Source organism: Salipiger sp. PrR002 (assembly GCF_010500775.1).
In the GTDB taxonomy this organism is placed as follows: Bacteria; Pseudomonadota; Alphaproteobacteria; order Rhodobacterales; family Rhodobacteraceae; genus Salipiger.
Window position 1 is genome coordinate 61,425 of sequence record NZ_JAAGOU010000013.1, and the last position, 20,923, is coordinate 82,347.

A 20,923-nucleotide genomic window follows, 5' to 3' on the forward strand; every position below is an offset into this window, starting at 1 on the left:
GAGCGGAGGGGCGCTGCCCCTCTTGGCCTACGGCCAATTCACCCAGAAGTTCTTGGGGCGTATTTTCAAAGAGAAGAAGAGGCTGGGCGCGGCTTTGGGGCGATAGGGTCTTCTTCTCTTTCCAAATACGCATCTCCGGCAGCGCCGCCCGCGTAGCGCCGGGAGAGGGCGGCGCGCGCAAGAAAAAGGGGCGGGAGGCCAATGCCTCCCGCCCCGATTGCGGACCCCGCTGGCGCGCCGCTCAGCGGCCGCGGATGCGCGGATCGAGCGCGTCGCGCAGGCCGTCGCCGAGGTAGTTCACCCCCAGCACGGTCAGCGAGATGGCGATGCCGGGCAGGATCACCCGCTCGGGGAAGTCTTCCATCCGCGCCACCGCATCGGCCAGCATCTTGCCCCAGGTCGGGAAGTCCGACGGAAAGCCCACGCCGAGGAACGACAGGGCGCTCTCGGTGATGATCGCCGTGGCGAGGCCCAGCGTCGCCGAGACCATGATCGGCGAGAGCACGTTCGGCAGCAGGTGGCGCTTGATGATCTGGAACGGCTTGGTGCCAATCGAGCGCGCCGCCAGCACGAACTCGCGCTCTTTCAGCGCCAGCACGTCGCCGCGCACGATGCGCGCCGTGGGCATCCACGAGGTGATGCCGACCACGGTGACGATGAGGATGAACATGCCGCCCTCGGGGCCGAAGTTGGCGCGCAGCGGCTGGCGGAACAGCGTCACGGCCACCAGCAGCAGCGGCAGGATCGGCAGCGACAGGAACAGATCCGTCAGGCGCATCAGCGGGCCGTCGAGCTTGCGGAAGTAGCCCGCCAGCACGCCGACGCCGGCGCCGATCACCAGCGACAGGATCATCGCCGCCCAGCCCACGGCCATCGAGGCGCGCCCGCCTGCGATCAGCTGCGAGAGGTTGTCACGGCCCAACTGGTCGCTGCCCAGCGGATGCGCCCAGCTGGTCTTGGCGGTGCTGTCCCAGAGCGCGGTGTAGACCGGGCGCATGTCCTTGGCGCGGATGTCCAGCGCCTGCGGATCGAGCGTCCACAGATAGGGGCCGATCAGCACACCCAAGGTGATGAAGATCAGGAAGAACCCCCCGATCATCGCGCCCTTGTGCTTGCGGAACTGGCTCCAGACGTCTTTCCACTTCGAACGCGGCGGCTTGTCCGGACCCTTGTCGCGCAGGGCCTCGATCGGGGCGGGGGATGCGGGGACGGGCTCAGTCATAGCGGATCCTCGGGTCGAGAAGGCCATAGAGGATGTCGGCGATCAGGTTGAACACCACGATCAGCACGGCAAAGATGAAGGTCAGCGTCATCACCATCGGCAGGTCGTTGGCGAAGAGCGCGGTGATCAGAAGCTGGCCGATGCCGTTCACCTTGAAAACGTTCTCGGTGATGATCGCGCCGCCGAAGATCGCCGGGACGCCAAGCGCGATCACGGTGATCACCGGGATCATCGAGTTGCGCAGCACGTGGATCATCACCACCACGGCCTCGGACAGGCCCTTGGCGCGGGCGGTGCGCACATAGTCCTGATTGAGGTTGTCGAGCATCGAGGCGCGCATGTAGCGCGACAGCTGCGCGGTGGTCTGCAGCGCCAGCACCATCACCGGCATGATCATCTGCATAAGCTGGAACTTGAAGCTTTCCCAGTCGTGCACAACGTGGGTGGTGTCGTAGATCGACGGGAACCAGCCAAGGTAGACCGAGAAGATCACGATCAGCAGCGGCCCGGTGAAGAACGGCGGGATCGAGAAGCCGACCATGGTGATGAACGTCCCGGCCTGATCAAAGACCGAATACTGCCGGTAGGCCGAGTAGATGCCGATGGGCAGGGCGATCAGCACGCCCACCACATAGCTCAGGCCGACGACCCAGAGCGTCTGCGGGATGCGCTGCAGCACGATGTCCATCACCGGCGAGCGGGTCTGCCAGGAGATCACCCGCAGCTCACCCTGATAGAGATGCGTGTCGGGCAGCCAGCCAAGCAGCCATGTGTCGCGGGTCAGCCAGTCGATGAAGATCTTGGGCTCGGTCCAGAACACCTGCACCAGCCATTTCCAGTATTGCACCAGCGCCGGCTCGCCGACGCCAAGCGCCTCGCGCATCTTCTGCTTCACCTCGGGCGGCACCGTCAGCGGCACCTGCGCCATGGGATCGCCCGGCGCAAGCTGCAGCAGCATGAAGATCACGAAGCTGATGAACAGCAGCGTCGGGACCGAAAGGACGAGGCGTCGGATCGCATAGGTCAGCATGTGCGGACCTCGCGGGCGAGGCGGCGGGCGCGTCCTTGCTGCGAATGCAGCGCGCGCGTCCGGCACCGGTCATGGATGCGGGCTGTGTGCGTCATGAATTCCGTGTCTTTGTTGTGGGGCCCGTGCGGCGGAACCGGCTGTCGCCGTGAGGCGGCAGCGGCCGCGTCGGTGAACCGGGGCAGGGTGCCGGGGTTCGGGTTCCGGAGAGGTGAGGTCACGGGCAGACCTTCCGAAAAAGGGCACGTCCCCGCGCCGGGCGGGGACGTGCGTGTCAGGGGATCAGCCTTCGGTGCGATACCAGTCGGCGGCGTTCCAGAGCTCGCTGTCCCAGGTGTTCAGGATGACACCGCCCAGCGTGTTGGAATGCGCCGACACGCGGCCACGGTCGACCAGCGGAACGATGGTCATCGTCTCTTTGGTGATGATGTCGTTCAGCTTCTTGGCCAGCTCGCCGCGCTTGTCCAACTCGCCGGTCTGCGCCAGCTCGTCGAGCAGAGCATCATACTCTTCGTTGCAGAAGCGGTTGATGTTCTCACCCTGCCACTGCGAGGACGGCTTCGGCTCGTTGCCGCAGCGGTACATCTGCAGGTAGGACTGCGGGTCGGTGCCGTCGAAGTTGTTCGCGTACATCTCGACGTCGGCATAGAACTTCTGGAAGGTGTCGGGCGAGCCCGGATCACCGCCGAAGAACACCGAAGCGTCGACGTTGCGCAGTTCGGTTTCGACACCGATCTGGCGCCACCAATCCTTGATCAGGGCCTGGAAGTCCTGACGCACGGCGTTGGTCGAGCTCTGGTAGAGAAGGCTCAGCTTCACGCCGTCTTTCTCACGCACGCCGTCACCATCGCTGTCGGTCCAGCCGGCTTCTTCGAGCAGCGCCTTGGCGCCTTCGAGGTCCTGGGTCAGACACTCGGTGTTGTCCGAGGCGTAAAGCTCGGGCGCGGGCACGAGGTTACAGGTGGCGCGGCCCGCCTGACCATAGCCGATCTCGGTCAGCAGCTCGCGGTCGATGGCCATCGACAGCGCCTTGCGGACGTTGAAGTCGGACAGGATCGGGTGCGGATGCGCCACGGTCGAACGCTCGCCCTCGGGCAGGTTCGGCGAGGGGTCGGTCATGTTCATCTCGAGACGTTCGACCAGGGTGCCGAAGGCCGAGACCGGGGTGCCAGCGCCGCCTTCAGCCATGGAGGCGAGGACGTCGGGGGCCAGCTGCAGGTTCCACGCGTAGTCGAACTCGCCGGTCTGCAGAACCGCGCGGGCCGCGGATTCCGCATCGCCGCCGCCCTTCAGCGTGACGGTGGCGAAAGCGGGCTTCGCGGGGTCACGGTAGTTGGGGTTTGCGGAGAGCGAGATCACGTCGTTCGGCTTGAACTCGTCGACCACGAAGGGGCCGGTGCCGATCGGGTTGAAGTTGGCCTCGGTGCAGGTCGAGGCTGCCGCGCCCACGCAGTTCTCGAACTGCGCCTTTTGCAGGATCGGGGACTGGCCGCCCATGAACGGACCGTAGGGGTTCGGCATGGCCTTGTCGAAGCTCACCACCACGGTCAGATCGTCAGGGGTGTCGATCGAGGTGATGTGGTCGAACTTCGCCAGCTGCGCGCAGCCGCCTTCGGGGTTCATGCAGTAGTCGGCGGTGAATTTCACGTCAGCCGAGGTCACCGGCGAGCCGTCGGACCACAGCAGGCCCTCTTTCAGCTTCCAGGTGATCGACTTCAGGTCTTCTGCCACGCCGCCGTTTTCGACGGTGGGAATCTCTTCAGCCAGGAACGGGACCAGCGCGCCGGTCTCGGTGTAGCGGCCCAGCGGCTCGAGCACGAGCGACGAGGCTTCGATGTCCTTCGTGCCGCTCGACAGGTAGGGCGTCATGATCGACGGCGCCTGCCAATAGATGATGTTCACATGCCCGTCGGAGCCGCGCTCCGCCATTGCGGCGGGGGCCAGAGCAAAGCTGGCGGCAGCCCCGAGCAGGAGGGTCTTGAGTTTCATAGGTCACTCCCTGTTATCGACCTAAGACCATGTTGGCCTTTCATCGACCGTTTGGTCTCTTCTTTGTATCAGCGGGAAAACCGTGAAACGCCGGACCTTTGGTCTCGGCGCTCGCACTCGTCTCATCCCGCTTGGGCCTCATCGAAACAGAACGCGCGCAAAATGCAAGCATTGCCTTGGGGTCAGGTGGGCCTTGGGTTTGACAGTTTGACAGAGGTGCCTTTAGCGTTTGCACCGACCCATACGGAGAGGCCCTGATGCTGGACACCCCCATTGCGCGGATCGAACGCCTGCGCGTTGAATTCGAGACTAAAGACGGCCCGGTGGCCGGTGTCGAAGACGTAAGCTTCGAGATCAATGCGGGCGAAACCGTTTGCGTCGTTGGGGAATCCGGCTCGGGTAAGTCGGTCAGTTCGCTGTCTCTGATGCGGCTGATCGAGTTCGGCGGCGGCGAGATTGCCAACGGGCGCCTAATTTTTGATCGCAAGGACGGCGGCGAGACCGATCTCGCCAAGGCCAGCCAAGACGTGATGCGCGACATTCGCGGCAATGAGATCGGCATGATCTTCCAAGAGCCGATGACCGCGCTGAACCCGGTGTTCACCGTGGGCCGTCAGCTGACCGAGGGGCTGCGCGTTCACCGCGGGCTGAGCAAGGATGAGGCCGAGGCGCGGGCGCTGGAACTGCTCAAGCAGGTGCGCATTCCCGAGCCCGAGCGGCGGCTGAAGCAATACCCGCACGAGCTGTCGGGCGGGATGCGGCAGCGCGTGGTGATCGCCATGGCGCTGGCCTGCAAGCCGCGTCTGCTGATCGCCGACGAGCCGACCACGGCGCTCGACGTGACCATTCAGGCTGAGATTCTTGCCCTGATGGACAGGCTCAAGCGCGAGACCGGCACGGCGGTGATGTTCATCACTCACGACATGGCGGTGGTGGCGCAGATGGCCGACCGCGTGGTTGTCATGTTCCGCGGCAACAAGGTGGAAGAGGGCACGGTCGAGGAGATCTTCGAGCGGCCCCAGCACCCCTATACGCAGGCGCTGTTGGCGGCGGTCCCTAAGCTGGGCGAGATGCGCGGCAAGGCGCTGCCCGAACCGATGAAGCTGCTGGGCCGCGAGCAGGGCGAGATCAAACCGATCCCCGGCACCGACACGCCGCTGCTGGAGGTCGAGGGGCTGACCACGCGCTTTCCGGTGAAGGGCGGTTTCTTCCGCCAGACGGTGGCGAATGTGCATGCGGTCGAGGACGTCAGCTTCACCGTGAACAAGGGCCAGACGCTGAGCCTCGTGGGGGAATCGGGCTGCGGCAAGTCAACCTGCGGACGTTCGATCCTGCGTCTGGTAGAGCCCGACAAGGGCCGTATCGTGCTCGACGGCGTTGATGTGATGGGGCTGGGGCCGAACATGCTGCGCGACGCGCGGCGTGAGATGCAGATGATCTTTCAGGATCCCTTCGCCTCGCTGAACCCTCAGATGAACCTTGCCGACCAAGTCGCTGAACCGATGCGCAATTACGGCTCTCACAAGGGCTCGGCGATGATGGACCGCGTGGCCATGCTGTTTGACCGTGTGGAACTGCCGCGCAGTTTCATGCGCCGCTTCCCGCACGAGCTTTCGGGTGGCCAACGACAGCGGATCGCCATTGCGCGTGCGCTCGCGCTCAACCCCAAGCTGATCGTGGCGGACGAGGCCGTGTCGGCGCTCGACGTGTCGGTGCAGGCGCAGGTGGTCAATCTGATGATGGAACTGCAGGCCGAGCTTGGACTGTCCTATCTTTTCATCAGTCACGACATGGCGGTGGTCGAACGGGTCAGCCACAAAGTCGGGGTGATGTACCTTGGCCGGATCGTCGAAATCGGCCCCCGCGCGGCGGTTTTCGAGAACCCGCAGCACCCCTATACCAAGGCGCTGATGTCGGCGGTTCCGATCGCCGATCCGCGCCGCCGGAAGTCGGAAAAAGACCTCAATTTCAAGCCCATTCCCTCGCCCATTCACCCGGTCGGATACGAGCCAGAGACAAACGTGTATCAGCAGGTCGGGCACGATCATTTCGTGCTCACCTCTGCCAGCGGCTACTAAGGGTTGTGGCGACCCATACGGCGCTTCTCTGCCTAAAAGGAGAAAATTAGGGCTTGGAGGTGGATCTGTCGGCGTGTGATGATTATGCACGATCGGAACGAAGCACAGACACGAATCTGTGCCGGGCCCGAGAGCAGAAGGCAGAGACCAAGCGTGCAGACAGACGTCGCCAGCGGCAACACCGAAGGTGTCGGAACGACACTGAAACCCTTCCAGTTCCGGGGGCGGTTCCTGACCGCACTGGCGTTGCGCCTGAGCACGGCGCCGGACGCCCGGTTCTACGAGATGCTGGCGGACCGGCTGGAGAAGACACCGAACTTCTTCACCGACGCGCCGGTGATCATCGACCTTGAACAATCGCAGGCTGAGGTGAGCGCCGAGGCGCTGACCGAGCTTGTCGCCGACCTGCGCCGCCGCGACCTCGCGGTCTTTGGCATTCAGGGCGGCGGCGAGACCCTCAAAGAGGCGGCCGCAGGGCTGGGGCTGATCACCGTGACCGGCGGGCGCGATGCGCCGCTGCGCGGGGCGCTGCCCAGTTCCGAGCAGAAACGCCCGCAGCGGGTCATCCCCGAGCGCGCGCGCCCCGAGCCGACCCCGGCACCGGAAGCGGCCCCCGAGCCGCAGCCCGCGCCGGAACCGGTGCGCATGGCGCCGGAGAATAAGATAGTCACCATGCCGGTGCGCTCTGGCCAGACGGTGATCGCCGACAAGGGCGACCTGACGGTCGTGGGTCCGGTGAGTTCCGGCGCCGAGCTTTTCGCCGCCGGAAACATCCACGTCTATGGCCGCATGCGCGGCCGCGCCTTCGCGGGCATCGACGGGGACGAGAATGCCCGCATCTTCTGCCAGTCTCTCGATGCCGAGCTGCTGGCGATCGCCGGTCTTTACCGGACATCCGACAGCCTTGGCGCCGACGTGCGTCACAAGATGGTGCAGATTTACCTCGAGGACGAGCGGCTGATCGTTTCGCCGTTCGCCTGACCTCGACATTTAGACAGGAGCCGCCAGTGAGCAAAGTAATCGTTGTGACCTCGGGCAAGGGTGGCGTGGGCAAGACCACGTCCTCGGCTGCCATCAGCGCCGGTCTCGCGTCGCGCGGGCACCGTACCGTCGTGATCGACTTCGACGTGGGTCTGCGCAACCTCGACATGATCATGGGCTGCGAACGCCGCGTGGTGTTCGACTTCATCAACGTGATCCAGGGCGACGCGAAGCTGAACCAGGCGCTGATCCGCGACCGTCGGCTCGACAATCTCTACGTGCTGCCGACCTCGCAGACCCGCGACAAGGACGCGCTGACCCAAGAGGGCGTCGAGAAGGTGCTGAACGAGCTTCGCGAAGAGTTCGACTACATCATCTGCGACAGCCCGGCGGGCATCGAGCGCGGCGCGCAACTGGCCATGTATTACGCCGACGAGGCGATTGTCGTGACCAACCCCGAGGTCTCCTCGGTGCGCGACAGTGACCGGATGCTGGGCCTGCTGAGCTCGAAGACCGCCCGCGCCGAGCGCGGTGAGGAAGACCAGATCAAGAGCCACCTGCTGCTCACCCGCTTCGACCCGAAACGCTCGGGCGAGGGCGAGATGATGTCGGTGGAGGACGTGCTGGAAATCCTCGCGATCCCGCTTCTGGGGGTGATCCCCGAAAGCCCCGCGGTGCTGCGCGCCTCGAACGTCGGTGTGCCGGTGATCCTCAACGAGAAGTCGCGCGCTGCCACCGCCTATGAAGAAGCCGTGGCGCGGCTCGACGGCGAGCAGATCGAAATGAAGATCGAAGGGGAGAAGGTTCCCAGCTTCATGTCGCGGCTCTTCGGGAGGAGCGCATGAAGGTTTTCGGCTTTACCTTCAACCGCAAGCCCAAGTCGTCGGCACAGGCCAAGGAGCGACTGCAGATCCTTCTCGCGCATGAGCGCGGGTCGGGTCCGAAGGCCGAATTCCTGCCGCTGCTGCAGCGCGACATTCTTGAGGCGATCAAGCGGTATGTCGAGGTAAGCGACGACGCGGTCGGGATCCGGATGGATTCCGTCGGCGATGTCTCGAGCCTCGAGATCAACATCGAACTGCCTGCGCAGGAAAAGAAAAAGGTCGCGGCAAAGGGCTGAGCCCTTTGCCGTTTGGCACGCTCGCGGCACCGGTCTTTAGGGACATGGCCCGCGCGGCTAAGGGGGCGCTGCCCCCGTCCGCCAAGGCGGACTCCCCCGGGATATTTTCATCTAGACGAAGCGGCGGGCGTTTCGGCCTTGCTCCGCTCCGCGCTTTTCTGTAGCCGGGCGCCTTTCCACCGCGGAGGGTGTCATGGACAGTGCAGCATTTGCGTCGGGCGACGTTCTGGCGATCGACTTCGGAACCTCCAACTCGGCAGCAGCGATCATCGAGCAGGGCGCGGTGCGCCGCCTGCAGATCGAGGCTGGCAGCGAGACCCTGCCCACCGCCGTGTTCTTTCCCGCAGAGGGCGGCATGCTGATCGGCGCGGCGGCCTCCGAGGCGCTGATCGCTGGCGACGAAGGGCGTTATATGCGGGCGCTCAAGAGCGTGCTGGGCACGGCGCTTTTCCACGAAAAACGGCTGATCGGCGGCAAGCGGCGCACGCTGGCCGAGATCGTCACCGCCTTCTTGAAGGAAGTGAAGACGCGCGCCGAGGCCGAGGCCGGGCGGCGCTTTGACCGGGCGCTCTCGGGCAGGCCGGTGCATTTCCATTCCGCAGATCCCGAGCGAGATGCGCGCGCCGAGGAAGACCTGCGCGGCTGCTACAAGGCGGCGGGCTTCGAGCAGGTGGAGATGATGTTCGAGCCCGAGGCGGCGGCGCTGGCCAGCGCGGTGGCCGAGGGCACGACCGGCACCGGGCTGATCGTCGACATCGGCGGCGGCACCTCGGATTTCACTGTCTTCTGCAGCGAGGGGACCGGCATCGCGATCACCGCCAGCCACGGCATCCGGCTGGGCGGCACGGATTTCGACCATGCGGTCTCGATGCGCCATGCCATGCCGCTGCTGGGGCTGGGCGGAGAGTTGCGGCGTGACTTCGGCGGCGGTCTGCTGCCGGTGCCCAATGCGCTTTACGTGGACCTCTCCACATGGGCCAAGATCGCCTTTCTCTACAACCGCGACACCGAGCGGGCGGTGGAGGATCTGCTGCGCCATGCGGAGGCGCCCGTGCAGATGCAGCGCCTGAAGACGGTGATCGAGGACGAGCTGGGCCATGAGCTGGCCTTTGCGGTGGAGCGCGGCAAGATCGACGCCAACAGCGGCGCGGGGGCAGAGATCGCCATGGGGATGATCGCGCCGGGTCTGGCGGCGCGGGTCACGCCCGGCACGCTCAATGCGGCGCTGTCGGACATGCGCGAGGCGCTGCGCATGGCGATCTATGAGACGCTGATGCTGGCGCAGATCTCGCCCGCGCAGGTGGACAGCGTGGTGCTGGTCGGCGGCTCGAGCCTGATGGCGCTGGTGGGCGATGAGGCGCGGGGCGTCTGCCCGGGCGCGGCGCAGCGCCGATCCGAGGCGTTCACGGCGGTGGTCGACGGGCTGGCATGGGCCGCGGCGGGCCGGGGCGTCGCCCGCGCCTGAGGCTGCGCTGAAATAGGGTCGATTGGGCTCGCACGAGGCTGAGAATGTGGCGCCGGGTCTTGTGGCTGGCGCGCAGGCGGGATTAGGTCGGCACCGAAGACAGACCAAGGACGCCCCATGACCACCCGCCTTTCGCCGCGCGAGCTGCTGGAAAAGCTCGTCTCCTTTCCCTCTGTAAGCACCGGCAGCAACCTCGACCTGATCGGCTGGACCGAAGACTATCTGGCCAGCCACGGCATCGACAGCCACCGCCACGCCAAACCCTCCGAGCCCGAGCTGAAGGCGGCGCTTTTCGCCCATGTGGGGCCGGAGACCGAGGGCGGCGTGGTGCTGTCGGGCCATACCGACGTGGTGCCGGTCGAGGGGCAGGCTTGGGACAGCGATCCTTGGGTGCTGACCGAGCGCGAGGGACGGCTCTACGGGCGCGGTGCCACCGACATGAAGGCCTTTGACGCGCTGGCGATCTGGGCGCTGGTCGAGGCCAAGCACCGGGGCGTGAGCCGGCCGCTGCAACTGGCGTTCAGCTATGACGAAGAGATCGGCTGCGAGGGGGCGATCGATCTGGTCGCGGCGATGCAGGGTGCCGTGCCCAAGGCCTCTGCGGTGATCGTCGGCGAGCCGACGATGCTGAAGCCGGTCACCGGCCACAAGGGCGGGCGCAGCTTCGAGATCCATGTGCATGGGGTCGAGGTGCACAGCTCGATCCTCGAGACCGGCGTGTCGGCGATCATGTGGGGCGCCAAGCTGATCGAGTGGTGCAACGAGGTAAACGCCGAATGCGCCGCCGCCGAGCCGGGCCCGGTGGCGCAGCTGTTCACCCCGCCGCACACCAATGTGCATGTGGGGCAAATCCGCGGCGGCACGGCGCAGAACATCACCGCCAAGGACTGCTGGTTCCCGCTCGGCTTCCGCGTGGTGCCGGGCGAGGATCCGGAGTATTGGACCGGCCGCCTGATGGACAAGGTCGCCGAGCTGACCGCGCAGATGCAGGCGGTGCGGCCCGAGGCGTGGATCGAGGTCAAGGACGCCTTCAACCTGCCGCCCTTCGCGCCGACCGAAGAGAACCGCGCCGAGGAACTGGTGCGGCAGATCACCGGCGACAACGCCAAGCGCCACGTCAGCTATGGCACCGAAGCGAGCCACTTCCAGAACGGCGGCTATGATGTGGTGGTCTGCGGGCCGGGCGACATCGGCATCGCGCATCAGCCCAATGAATCCATCGCCGTCTCGCAACTGCAGGCGGGGCAGGCCTTCATGGAGAAGCTTCTGGAGCGACTGGCATGAGCGTGGTGTTTCCCTTCCGCGACGATGGTCCGGTCGAGCATCAGGGCGCGCTGCCCGAGGCGGCTGATCTGGTGGTCATCGGCGGCGGCGTCATCGGCACCTGCACGGCGCTCTTTGCCAACCGCGCCGGGCTGAAGGTGGTGCTGTTGGAAAAGGGCCGCATTGCCGCCGAGCAAAGCTCGCGCAACTGGGGCTGGATCCGCGTGCAGGGCCGGGACATGGCCGAGATCCCCGTGGCGCTCGAGGCGCAGCGGCTTTGGCAGGAGCTCGACACGCTCTGCGAGGGGCGGTTGGGGACGCGCACCGTGGGGGTGGGGTATCTCGCCAAGAGCGCATCCGAGATGGACGCTTTCGCTGGCTGGCTCGAAGAGGCGAGGCCCTTGGGGGTCAGCTCCGAGTTGCTGGATGCCGAGGCCACCAAAGCGCAGCTTGGCGCGACCAACAGCCCGTGGGTCGGCATGCTGCACACGCCCACCGACATGAAGGGCGAGCCGTGGCAGGCGGTGCCGGAACTGGCGCGGCTGGCGGCCTCCGAAGGGGTGATCGTGCGCGAGCGTTGCGCCGTGCGCGGGCTCGAGCGCAGCGCAGGCCGGGTGAGCGGCGTGGTGACCGAGGCCGGAACGATCCGCTGCGAACGGGCGGTGCTGTCGGGCGGGGCGTGGTCGGGGCTGTTCCTCAAGCGCCATGGCGTGACCATCCCGCAGCTTTCGGTGCGCTCCACCGCCATGGCCACCGCGCCGCTGCCGCAACTGGTCAACAAGGCGGCGGTGGATGATGTGCTGGCCTTTCGCCCGCGCGCCGATGGGGGCTACACGCTGGCGCCTTCGGCCTTCTCCGAGCTCTTTCTCGGCCCCGATGCCGTGCGTCACGCGCGGCCCTATCTGACGCTGGCCCGGCAGGGCAGTTTCGACGTGCATTTCCGTGCCAAGGCGCCCGCAGGCTATCCCGACGCATGGGGCACGCCGCGGAGCTGGCGCGACGATGAAGAGACCCCATTCGAGCGGATGCGCATCCTCTCGCCCGAGCCCAACGCCGGCAAGGTCGCTTCCACCCGCGCGCAGTTCGCGCAGCATTTCCCCGAGATGGGCGAGGTGCCGCTGCAGGCAAGCTGGGCGGGGATGATCGACGTGATGCCGGATGTGGTGCCTGTGGTGGACCACGTGGCGCAGATCCCGGGGCTGATCGTGGCGACCGGCATGTGCGGGCATGGCTTCGGCATCGGGCCGGGCTTTGGCCGCGTGGTCGCGGATATGGCGCAGGGCAGGGACCCGGGGCACGATCTCACACGCTTCCGCCTGTCGCGCTTTTCCGATGGCAGCAAGCTGGTGCCCGGGCCGAATATCTGAGGTTGGGCGTCCGGGGAACGGGGCGCGTGCCTCGCGCGCTGAAAGGGCAGCGAGGGGCTGTCTTCCCTCGGGTCATACTCCGCCGGAGCTTGCCACTGTCATGGCAGGGTGGCAGGCTCCGCCGCAAATATGATCAAACAACAGGGACCCATCCCATGCCCGTCAAGAACCGCTTTGCAGAGCTGCAGTCCGAGATCACCGAATGGCGCCGCGATCTGCATGAGAACCCCGAGCTGCTGTTCGACACGCATCGCACCTCGGCGCTGGTGGCCGAAAAGCTGCAGGCCTTCGGCTGCGACGAGGTGGTCACCGGCATCGGGCGCACCGGCGTCGTGGGCGTGATCAAGGGCAAGGCGAGCGGTTCGGGCAAGGTCATCGGGTTGCGCGCCGATATGGATGCGCTGCCGATCCTCGAGGACACCGGGCTCGAATATGCCTCCAAGACCCCCGGCGCGATGCATGCCTGCGGTCATGACGGGCACACCGCCATGCTGCTGGGGGCGGCGAAATACCTCGCCGAGACGCGCAATTTCGACGGCACCGTGGTGGTGATCTTCCAGCCCGCCGAAGAGGGCGGCGGCGGCGGCAAGGAGATGTGCGACGACGGCATGATGGCGCGCTGGGGCATTCAGGAAGTCTATGGCATGCACAATTGGCCCGGCGTGCCGGTGGGCCAGTTCGCCATCCGTCCCGGCGCATTCTTCGCCGCCACTGACATCTTCGAGGTGACCGTGGAAGGCAAGGGCGGCCATGCCGCCAAGCCGCATGAGACCATCGACCCCACGGTCGCCTCGGCGCAGATCGTCACCGCGCTGCAGACGATTGCCAGCCGCAACGCCGACCCGGTGAGCCAGATCGTCGTCTCGGTGACCAGCTTCGAGACCTCTTCGACCGCCTTCAACGTGATCCCGCAGCGGGTAAAGCTGCGCGGCACCGTGCGCACGCTGGCACCGGAGAACCGGGATTTGGCCGAGACCCGGATCAACGACATCTGCACCGGCATGGCGGCGGCGCTCGGCTGCGTGGCAAAGGTGGACTACACGCGCAACTACCCGGTGATGGTCAACTCCGAGGAGCAGACCGAGTTCGCCGCCGATGTGGCCCGCGCCGTCTCCGGCGATTGTGCCGATGCGCCGCTGGTCATGGGCGGCGAGGATTTCGCCTTCATGCTCGAAGAGCGCCCCGGCGCCTATATCCTCGTCGGCAATGGCGACACGGCGGCGGTGCACCACCCGCAGTACAACTTCAACGACGAGGCCATCCCGGCGGGCTGCTCGTGGTGGGCCGAGATCGTCGAGCGTCGCATGCCGGCGGCTTGAGCTGACAGGGAAGGGAGGGGGCGCTGCCCCCTCGCCGCTTCGCGGCTCACCCCCGGCGTATTTTCAAAGAGAAGAAGCGGGGACGTGCGCGGGTGCCGGGGCGGGCGCTGGCGCGGACCTCTGGCGCGCGGGGTAACGGGGCGAGACGACAGGCATATTTTGATGCTGGCGGATCTCGGCTCTGGCAGATTTGCGATTGCGGAGGCTTCCGCTTTGTTCTAAGACCCGCCGCAGGCACCCGTAGCTCAGCTGGATAGAGCGCTGCCCTCCGAAGGCAGAGGCCATAGGTTCGAATCCTATCGGGTGCGCCACTCCTCTTTCAAAGCATTGTCTTTCTACCGGTTGCGTGGCTTGGCCTGCGCTTGGCCTTGCGCTTTGACGGGGTGTCCGCCTTGCGCCGACATGAAAAAGCCGCGCTGTTTCCAGCGCGGCTTTTCCAATTCTTGTGGCGCGGTCAAGCTCAGGCGGTGCCTCCCTCTGCCGCGTCTTCCATACGGACGCGGAAAGGCTGGGTCTCGCCCTGTTTCGACTCGCCAAGATAGATGGTCTGATGCGGGAAGGGGATCTCGATGCCGCGGGCGTCGAACACCTCTTTCAGCACGCCGTTATAGGCCCGGCCCACGCCCCATTGCGTGCCCGGTACGCATTTGATCCGCGCGCGCACGACCACGGCGCTGTCGCCGAAGGCGTTGATGCCGAACCACTCCAAATCGCCCATGATCGACTTGGCCTGCTCGGGATCACCGCGCAGCTGCTCGAACCCGTCGAGCATGGCCTGTTTCACCTCTTCGATGTTCTCGCGGTAGGCAACGCCCATGTCGCAGACGAAATAGCCGAACTCGCGCACGTAGTTGGTGACCATATCGACCGAGGAGAAGGGGATGACGTGGAACGCCCCGGTAACGTCGCGCAGGCTGACCGACCGGATGGTCAGGCGCTCGACCACGCCGGTTGTGCCGCCTACGGTGACCACATCGCCGACGTTCATCGCGTTCTCGAACTGGATGAAAATGCCGGTGATGATGTCCTGCACCATCTTCTGCGCGCCAAAACCGATGGCAAGGCCAAGCACCCCGGCGGAGGCCAGCAGCGGCGCGATGTCGAGCCCGACCTCCGACAGCACGAACATCAGGGTGATGACGATCAGCGCGATGGTCGCGGCGTTGCGCAGCAGGGTCAGCAGCGTGCGCTCGCGCGCCGTGGCGACCGAGCCGAACTCGGGGTTGAGCCGGTAGTCGACCCAGGACGTCAGCGCGACCCAGACCGCGAAGGACACCAGCAGCACCGCGGCGACCGAGAACAGCGTCGAGGTCAGCTGCAGGCCGATCTGGCTGGCCAGCCAGCCGCGCAGGTCGATGAGGCTGATCGCGTTGAGCGCGAAGACCACCACCAGCACGAAGATCGCCAGCCGCAGCACGAAGAGCGTCTTCGGCACGAAGGTGTTCAGGCGTTTCTCCAGCAGCGGCAGTCGCGCGGTGACGGTCTCGGGCAGTTGCACGCCGCGCACCATCACGCGGGTCAGCACGCCCGAAAGCACCATGCCGAGCAGCGCGACAAGCAGCACTTGGCCGGAGTTCAGCAGCGAGCGGAAGGCCGCGTCGCCGGGCTGTACCAGTACCAGCACCAGCATGGTCAGCAAGTAGAGCAGGGCGGGCCAATGCCAGTGCTGCACAAGAAACGCGAAGGCGCCGCGCTTCTTTTTCGGCTCCGGCGTGCTGTCGGCCATGGGAAACTCTTCGGGCGCGGCAGAGGTCGGGGCCTCGGCGGCCTCGGCGGCCTCGGCCTCTTCGGCGAGACGCATCTCCTGCGCGTGCTCGGCCTCGGATTGCCCGCCACGTTCCAGCCAATCGGCCACGGCACGGCGGTTGCGCAGCACCAGCCAGATCGCCAGCCCGACGACGATCAGCGCGATCAGCGCCGAAGTGGCGCGTCCTGCGGAGACCGAGACATTGGCGTTGATGATCGGCACGATCAGCAGCTGGCCATAGCCCACCAGCCCGACCATCAAGTTGAGGCGGCTGGCGAGATATTTCGCCGCCACGTCAGACACCGGCAGCGGGCGCAGGTTGCGGGCCGAGGGCGAGAGCGCCAGGCGGACCACGACTTTCGACAGTTCGACCAGCAGGAAGGCGTTGAGATAGAGCGTCTGGCGGATGCCGATCTGTCCGAAGTTGCCAAGCAGCAGCGTGGCGATCAGATAGCCGACGGCCCATGCGATGATCACGATCGCCGCGTCGATCAGCGCCGAGGCGACGAACAGCATCGCGGTGCGCAGCGCGCCGGACTCGCGCGCCGAGGCGCCCATGCGCGCGTAAAGCGCCTTGCCCATGCGGCGCAGCACCAGAAACACCGCGACCGTGGCGACGATGATCAGCGCAAGCTCTTTCAGCGCCTCGAGCAGCACGCCCGCCTCGCTGCCGTCGAGCCCTTCGAAGACGCGCGGCGCGCGGGTGAGCTGCGTCCAGCCCGCCTCGGCCTGCGCGGCGACACCTTCGGCGGCCTCTTGGGTGATCAGCGCGATGCGGCGGCTGAACGACAGGCTTTCGGCGGGGGCGGCCTCGTCGCCGGCCAAGGTTTCGACGATCTGGTCGCCGGCGCTCTGGTCGCTTTCGGTCTGCGCCGCGCGCAACTCGGCGATCAGCGCGTCGCGGCTCTGATCGTCTTCGATCACTTCGAGCAGAAGGTCGAGCTTGCTGGGCTGTGCGGAGGCGTCAGAGGAGGCTGTATCGGAAGCGTCTGCGCCGGAACTCTGGGCCTGGTCCTGAGCCTGGGCCACTGTCGGGGAGAAGGCGCTGAACGCCAAGGCGGCTAGGATCAGCAAGGCTGCGATCCCGGATCTTAGTACTGTCATGTCACCACGTTCGGTTACCAAAATTCACTGCGGCGTCCCTGCGTCAATCGGGCGGGAATGAACACCGCCGCTGGGTCACGCCGTCGTGAGCGCTGGGAGGAGGAGGGCTGCCTGTGCTCGGTGCCAGCTAGCCCGGCGCGGCGCGATGGCCAGCGGGGGCATCGTGCAAATACGCCGTTGAAAAAAATGTCATCTCCGGGGAACCGGACGGCTGCCGCTGGCGTTAGGGACAGTGGCCGCCAATAAAGATACAAGCAGGGACAGGGCAGACAGGGTGAAAGACCTTCTCGACGATCCGGATGTGCTCCGGGACAGCAACCTCAGGGATGCGCTTCGTAGTGCGACCTCTGCCCCGCACGCCCGTCTCGATGGACAGCTTGCCGGGCTCGACCTGACCGACCCTCAGGCGCGCCGTGACTTCTGCGATGTGCAGAGGCGCGGCTTTTCGCGTCTGGGCGAAGCGTGCCACTGGCACGCCGCCGAGGCCAGCGATGCGCTGATCGCGACCCTGCGAGCGCTCGACGTGGATCTTGGCCGACCGCTGGAGCGATCCGGACCGGGCAGGGACCTGCCTTTGCATTCCGACGCGGTGGCCTATCTGCTGCTCGGCTCGCAGCTCGGCGCGGCGATGCTCCGCCGCTCGATGCCGGAGCCGCCCGAGCGCGGTTATTTCGCGCTGCCGCCCGCGCGCGGCGCATGGCGCGCCTTCTGCCAGCGGCTTTCGGCCCAGCCCGCCCGCTGCCCCGAAGCGCAGCGCGTGCTGCGCGACGCCATCCGCGCCTTTTCCATTTTTGAATACGAGGCGCGCGCCGTGCTGACCGCGCCCACCGCCGGAGCAACATGAACGATTCCTTCATCTCGACCGACACGCCCGTCGATCTGACCAATTGCGATCGCGAGCCCATTCACCTTCTGGGCAATGTGCAATCGTTCGCCGCGCTGATCGCCATCTCTGCCGACTGGATCGTGCAGCATGTTTCGGACAATACCGGCGCTTTGCTTGGCCTTGAGGCAGAGAGCCTGCCCGGCGTCAGCCTTACCGAAAAGCTTCCGCGCGACACGGTGACCAAGCTGCGCGAAAAGCTTGGCGGCACCAGCCACGACAACGCGGTGGCGCGCATTTTTTCTATGGATGTTTTCGAAGACGGGCGGCTGTTCGACGTCAGCGCGCATCAATCCGGGCCGAGCTTTATCTTCGAGTTCGAGCCCAAGGTGCGCGAGTCAAAAGAGGACGAACTGGCCCTTGTCACGCCGATGCTGCGCCGGGTTTCGGCGCAGAAGGATCTGGTCAGCGCCTCCGAGGAAGCGGCGCAGCAGTTGCGCGCCTTGACCGGCTTTGACCGGGTGATGGTCTATCAGTTCGGCCCCGAGGGCGACGGAACGGTGATCGCCGAGGCCAAGGACGGCGCGGATGCCGAAACCTATATGGGGCTGCACTTCCCCGCTTCCGACATCCCGCGTCAGGCGCGGGCGCTTTATAAGCGCAGCCTGCTGCGGCTGATCGCCGACGTGGATGACGAGGTCTCGCCCATTGTCCCGCAGCAAAGCCCCGAGGGGCGTCCGCTTGATCTGTCGCTGTCGATGTCGCGGGCGGTGTCGCCGATCCACCTAGAGTATCTGCGCAACATGAAGGTGCGCGCCTCGATGTCGGTGTCGATCATCATTCGCGGCGAGCTTTGGGGGCTGTTTGCCTGCCATCACCGCGCGCCGCTACATGTGGACTACGAGCGCCGCACGGCGGTGGAGCTTCTGGCGCAGTTCTTTGCCTATGAGCTGGAGCGGCAGGAAGCCAAGGCGACCAGCGACACGGTGGGGCGGGCGCAACGCCTGCATGACCGTCTGATGATGCAGGTCAGTTCGGGCGATGGGCTTGTGCACAGCTTCCCGAACATCGCGCGCGAGATCGGCAAGGTGATCCCGTTCGACGGCATCGCGCTTTATTCCGACGGCGATTATTCGACGCAGGGGGCAGCCCCGTCGAAGGAGCAGTTCCAGACCATCGCGCGGTTCCTCAACACCGCTGCGGCCAGCCGGGTCTATGCGACCGACTGCCTGTCGGCGCGGCTGCCCTCGATGGACAGCCTGTTGCCCGATTGCGCCGGGATCCTCGCCATCCCGGTGTCGCGCACGCCGCGCGATTACATCGTGCTGTTCCGCTCCGAGGTGATGCGGCAGGTCAAATGGGCGGGCAATCCCAACAAGCCGGTCGAGGTCGGCCCGATGGGCGCGCGGCTGACCCCGCGCAAGAGCTTTGAGATGTGGCAGCAGGATGTGGCGGGCCGGTCCGAGACTTGGTCGCAGACCGCGCTGAAGGCCGCCGAGGCGATCCGCGTGACGCTGCTTGAAGTGGTGCTGAAGCTGTCGGATGAGGTCAACGCCGAGCGCAAGCGCGCGCAGGACCAACAGGAACTGCTGATCGCCGAGCTCAATCACCGGGTGCGCAACGTGCTGGGGCTGATCCGCTCGCTTGTCGGTCAGTCGCGGCGCTCGGCGAAATCCATCGAAGAGTTCACGGCGGCGGTCGACGGGCGCATCCACGCGCTGGCGCAGGCGCATGATCAGCTGACCTCGACCGAATGGCACCCGGTGGCGCTGCGCGAGTTGCTGAAGGTCGAACTGGGCGCCTATATCGCGGGCGAAGAACACCGTGTGACGATCACCGGAAAGCCGGTGCTGCTGGCACCCGAGGCGTTCTCGACCATGGCGCTGGTGTTGCATGAGCTTGTCACCAACTCGGTCAAATACGGTGCCCTGTCGGTGCCGGCGGGCCGTGTGGATGTTGCGCTCGAGCGGCTGCCCGACGGGCTGCAGCGCATCGCGTGGACCGAGACCGGCGGCCCTGCCGTGCGGGCGCCCGAGCGGCGCGGTTTTGGCACCACGATCATCGAGAAATCCATTCCCTTCGAGCTCAAGGGCAAGGCCGAGGTGCATTTCGAGGTCACCGGCCTGCGCGCCGAGTTTCTGCTGCCAGAGCGCTATATCACCGAGGCACCGGAACCGGCGGAAGCCGAGCCTGCTCCGGCTCCGGAGAGCGCGGCCATGGGCGCGGATGGGATCTCGGGTGTCGCGCTGGTGGTCGAAGACAATATGATCATCGCCATGGACGCCGCTGACATTCTGTCGGACCTCGGGGCCGAGACGGTGCACACCGCCTCTTCGGTGGCCGAGGCCATGCGCATCATCGACGCGCATCCGGTGCAGGTGGCGGTGCTGGATGTGAACCTCGGGTCGGAAACCAGCCTGCCGGTGGCCGAGATGCTGGCGGCGCGCGGCGTGCCCTTCGTGCTGGCCAGCGGCTATGCCGGGCAGTCGGACTGGCTGTCGCGCTTCCCCAAGGCACCGATGACCAGCAAGCCCTTCACCATCGAGACGCTGACCAAGGCGGTGGCGCGGCTGGCCAAGTAGGCTTGGCCACGGGGCGCGGAACCGTCCGGTTTCATAGAGAGTGAGCTAAAGCTGCGAGGGCAGGGACCGGTCAGGCCAGAAAGGTCAGGCCAGAAAGGTTCGGCCAGAAAGGTCAGGCCGCCTTGCCCTCGTTATCGGTGTCGGTGCTGATCTGTGCGCGCAGGCTGTCCACGGCGGCGGCGGCTTTTTCCCCGGCGTCCGTCAGCGCATCGGCCAGCGTCTCTGCCCGCTCGGGATCGACGCCGCGGCGCAGGATGTTGGCGGCGCTGGTGGTCACGGCGGTGAGATTGCTCAGCGTGTGGAAAAGCTCGCTCAGCGAGGTGAGCATGCCCCGGTCTTCGAAGGTCTGCTCGCTGCGGGTGCCGCCGGGCGCTTGACCTGCCATCAGCGACGACAGCGCGAGAACCCGGCTGACCTTGCCGTCTTGCCAGTCGAGCGGCACGATCTCGACCTCCCAGAGGCTTTCGCCGGTCTGCGGCCCGTTGAACACACCGATGAAGCTGGCGGGCTTGCCGTCGAAGGCGCTGCGCACGGTGGCCTCGGCCTTCTCGCGCTCGGTGCCATCCCAGAAGGTCGTCCAGACCTGACCGCAGATCGTGTCCGGGTCGATGTTCAGCAATTCGAGACCACGTTTGTTGATCGCCAAGACCTTGCCGTCACGGTCGAGAATCTTGGCGCAGACAGTGCTGCGCTGCGCGAGATAGCCCATCGCTGTGGACAGGGCGGAAGCTTCGAGGCTGCTGTCGGCAAGAATCATTTTCAGAGGTCCGAGAGGAGGGGCGGGTCATCCGTTAACCGACAGTAAACATATCGTCTGGCGGGCCGCTGGCGCAATA

The 20,923-nt window shown here is 66.0% G+C and carries 15 protein-coding genes and 1 tRNA gene; 11 read left to right on the plus strand and 5 right to left on the minus strand.

The genetic code is table 11. The features are described from left to right. Positions 1–241 precede the first annotated feature (241 nt). From G0A00_RS14700 to G0A00_RS14710, 3 genes are all read right to left on the minus strand, one after another. Entirely contained in the window at positions 242–1,222 is a 981-nt protein-coding gene (locus G0A00_RS14700; protein WP_066105510.1) for an ABC transporter permease, read from the minus strand. Then, positions 1,215–2,252 (minus strand): ABC transporter permease, encoded by a 1,038-nt coding sequence (locus G0A00_RS14705; protein WP_164182499.1) that lies wholly within the window; start codon positions 2,250–2,252, stop codon positions 1,215–1,217. The genes G0A00_RS14700 and G0A00_RS14705 overlap by 8 nt, the downstream gene beginning before the upstream one ends. A gap of 279 nt (positions 2,253–2,531) precedes the next feature. Beyond that, positions 2,532–4,238: a peptide ABC transporter substrate-binding protein gene (locus G0A00_RS14710; protein WP_164182498.1), complete on the minus strand. Its 1,707-nt coding sequence runs from the start codon at positions 4,236–4,238 to the stop codon at positions 2,532–2,534. 257 nt (positions 4,239–4,495) lie between these two features. Here G0A00_RS14710 and G0A00_RS14715 point away from each other — a divergent pair, with 257 nt between their 5' ends. The 9 genes from G0A00_RS14715 to G0A00_RS14755 all read left to right on the plus strand — a co-directional run bounded on the left by G0A00_RS14715 (position 4,496) and on the right by G0A00_RS14755 (position 14,142). Continuing rightward, positions 4,496–6,316 (plus strand): ABC transporter ATP-binding protein, encoded by a 1,821-nt coding sequence (locus G0A00_RS14715; protein ID WP_164182496.1) that lies wholly within the window; start codon positions 4,496–4,498, stop codon positions 6,314–6,316. Between the two features lie 153 nt (positions 6,317–6,469). Next, a complete protein-coding gene (gene minC / locus G0A00_RS14720) occupies positions 6,470–7,297 on the plus strand; it encodes a septum site-determining protein MinC (RefSeq protein ID WP_066105521.1) in 828 nt (275 codons plus the stop codon). Between the two features lie 26 nt (positions 7,298–7,323). Further along, the gene (gene minD / locus G0A00_RS14725) at positions 7,324–8,142 is read left to right on the plus strand and encodes a septum site-determining protein MinD (protein ID WP_164182494.1); all 819 of its coding nucleotides are present in this window, start codon (positions 7,324–7,326) and stop codon (positions 8,140–8,142) included. Beyond that, positions 8,139–8,417, plus strand: coding sequence for a cell division topological specificity factor MinE (minE, locus tag G0A00_RS14730; protein ID WP_066105526.1), 279 nt, complete (start codon positions 8,139–8,141; stop codon positions 8,415–8,417). Before minD ends, minE begins: the two co-directional genes overlap by 4 nt. 193 nt (positions 8,418–8,610) lie before the next feature. After that, positions 8,611–9,882: an Hsp70 family protein gene (locus tag G0A00_RS14735; RefSeq protein WP_164182492.1), complete on the plus strand. Its 1,272-nt coding sequence runs from the start codon at positions 8,611–8,613 to the stop codon at positions 9,880–9,882. Positions 9,883–9,999: 117 nt separating this feature from the next. Next, the gene (gene argE / locus G0A00_RS14740; RefSeq protein WP_164182490.1) at positions 10,000–11,166 is read left to right on the plus strand and encodes an acetylornithine deacetylase; all 1,167 of its coding nucleotides are present in this window, start codon (positions 10,000–10,002) and stop codon (positions 11,164–11,166) included. Further along, positions 11,163–12,512, plus strand: a complete 1,350-nt coding sequence (locus G0A00_RS14745; protein ID WP_164182489.1) for an FAD-binding oxidoreductase — start codon at positions 11,163–11,165, stop codon at positions 12,510–12,512. The genes argE and G0A00_RS14745 overlap by 4 nt, the downstream gene beginning before the upstream one ends. 155 nt (positions 12,513–12,667) lie before the next feature. Beyond that, positions 12,668–13,831, plus strand: a complete 1,164-nt coding sequence (locus G0A00_RS14750; RefSeq protein WP_164182488.1) for a M20 aminoacylase family protein — start codon at positions 12,668–12,670, stop codon at positions 13,829–13,831. 234 nt (positions 13,832–14,065) lie between these two features. Continuing rightward, positions 14,066–14,142: transfer RNA gene (locus G0A00_RS14755), tRNA-Arg, on the plus strand. 149 nt (positions 14,143–14,291) lie between these two features. Here the strand turns inward: G0A00_RS14755 and G0A00_RS14760 are convergent. After that, on the minus strand, positions 14,292–16,682 hold the full coding sequence (locus G0A00_RS14760; protein WP_164182487.1) for a mechanosensitive ion channel domain-containing protein: 2,391 nt from the start codon (positions 16,680–16,682) through the stop codon (positions 14,292–14,294). 274 nt (positions 16,683–16,956) lie between these two features. Here G0A00_RS14760 and G0A00_RS14765 point away from each other — a divergent pair, with 274 nt between their 5' ends. Then, positions 16,957–17,526 carry a biliverdin-producing heme oxygenase gene (locus tag G0A00_RS14765; protein ID WP_164182486.1) on the plus strand — a complete coding sequence of 190 codons (570 nt, stop codon included), beginning with the start codon at positions 16,957–16,959 and terminating at the stop codon, positions 17,524–17,526. Continuing rightward, on the plus strand, positions 17,523–20,087 hold the full coding sequence (locus G0A00_RS14770) for an HWE histidine kinase domain-containing protein (RefSeq protein ID WP_164182485.1): 2,565 nt from the start codon (positions 17,523–17,525) through the stop codon (positions 20,085–20,087). The genes G0A00_RS14765 and G0A00_RS14770 overlap by 4 nt, the downstream gene beginning before the upstream one ends. 112 nt (positions 20,088–20,199) lie before the next feature. Here the strand turns inward: G0A00_RS14770 and G0A00_RS14775 are convergent, their stop codons facing one another. Next, positions 20,200–20,844: a PAS domain-containing protein gene (locus tag G0A00_RS14775; protein WP_164182484.1), complete on the minus strand. Its 645-nt coding sequence runs from the start codon at positions 20,842–20,844 to the stop codon at positions 20,200–20,202. Between the last annotated feature and the right edge of the window lie 79 nt (positions 20,845–20,923).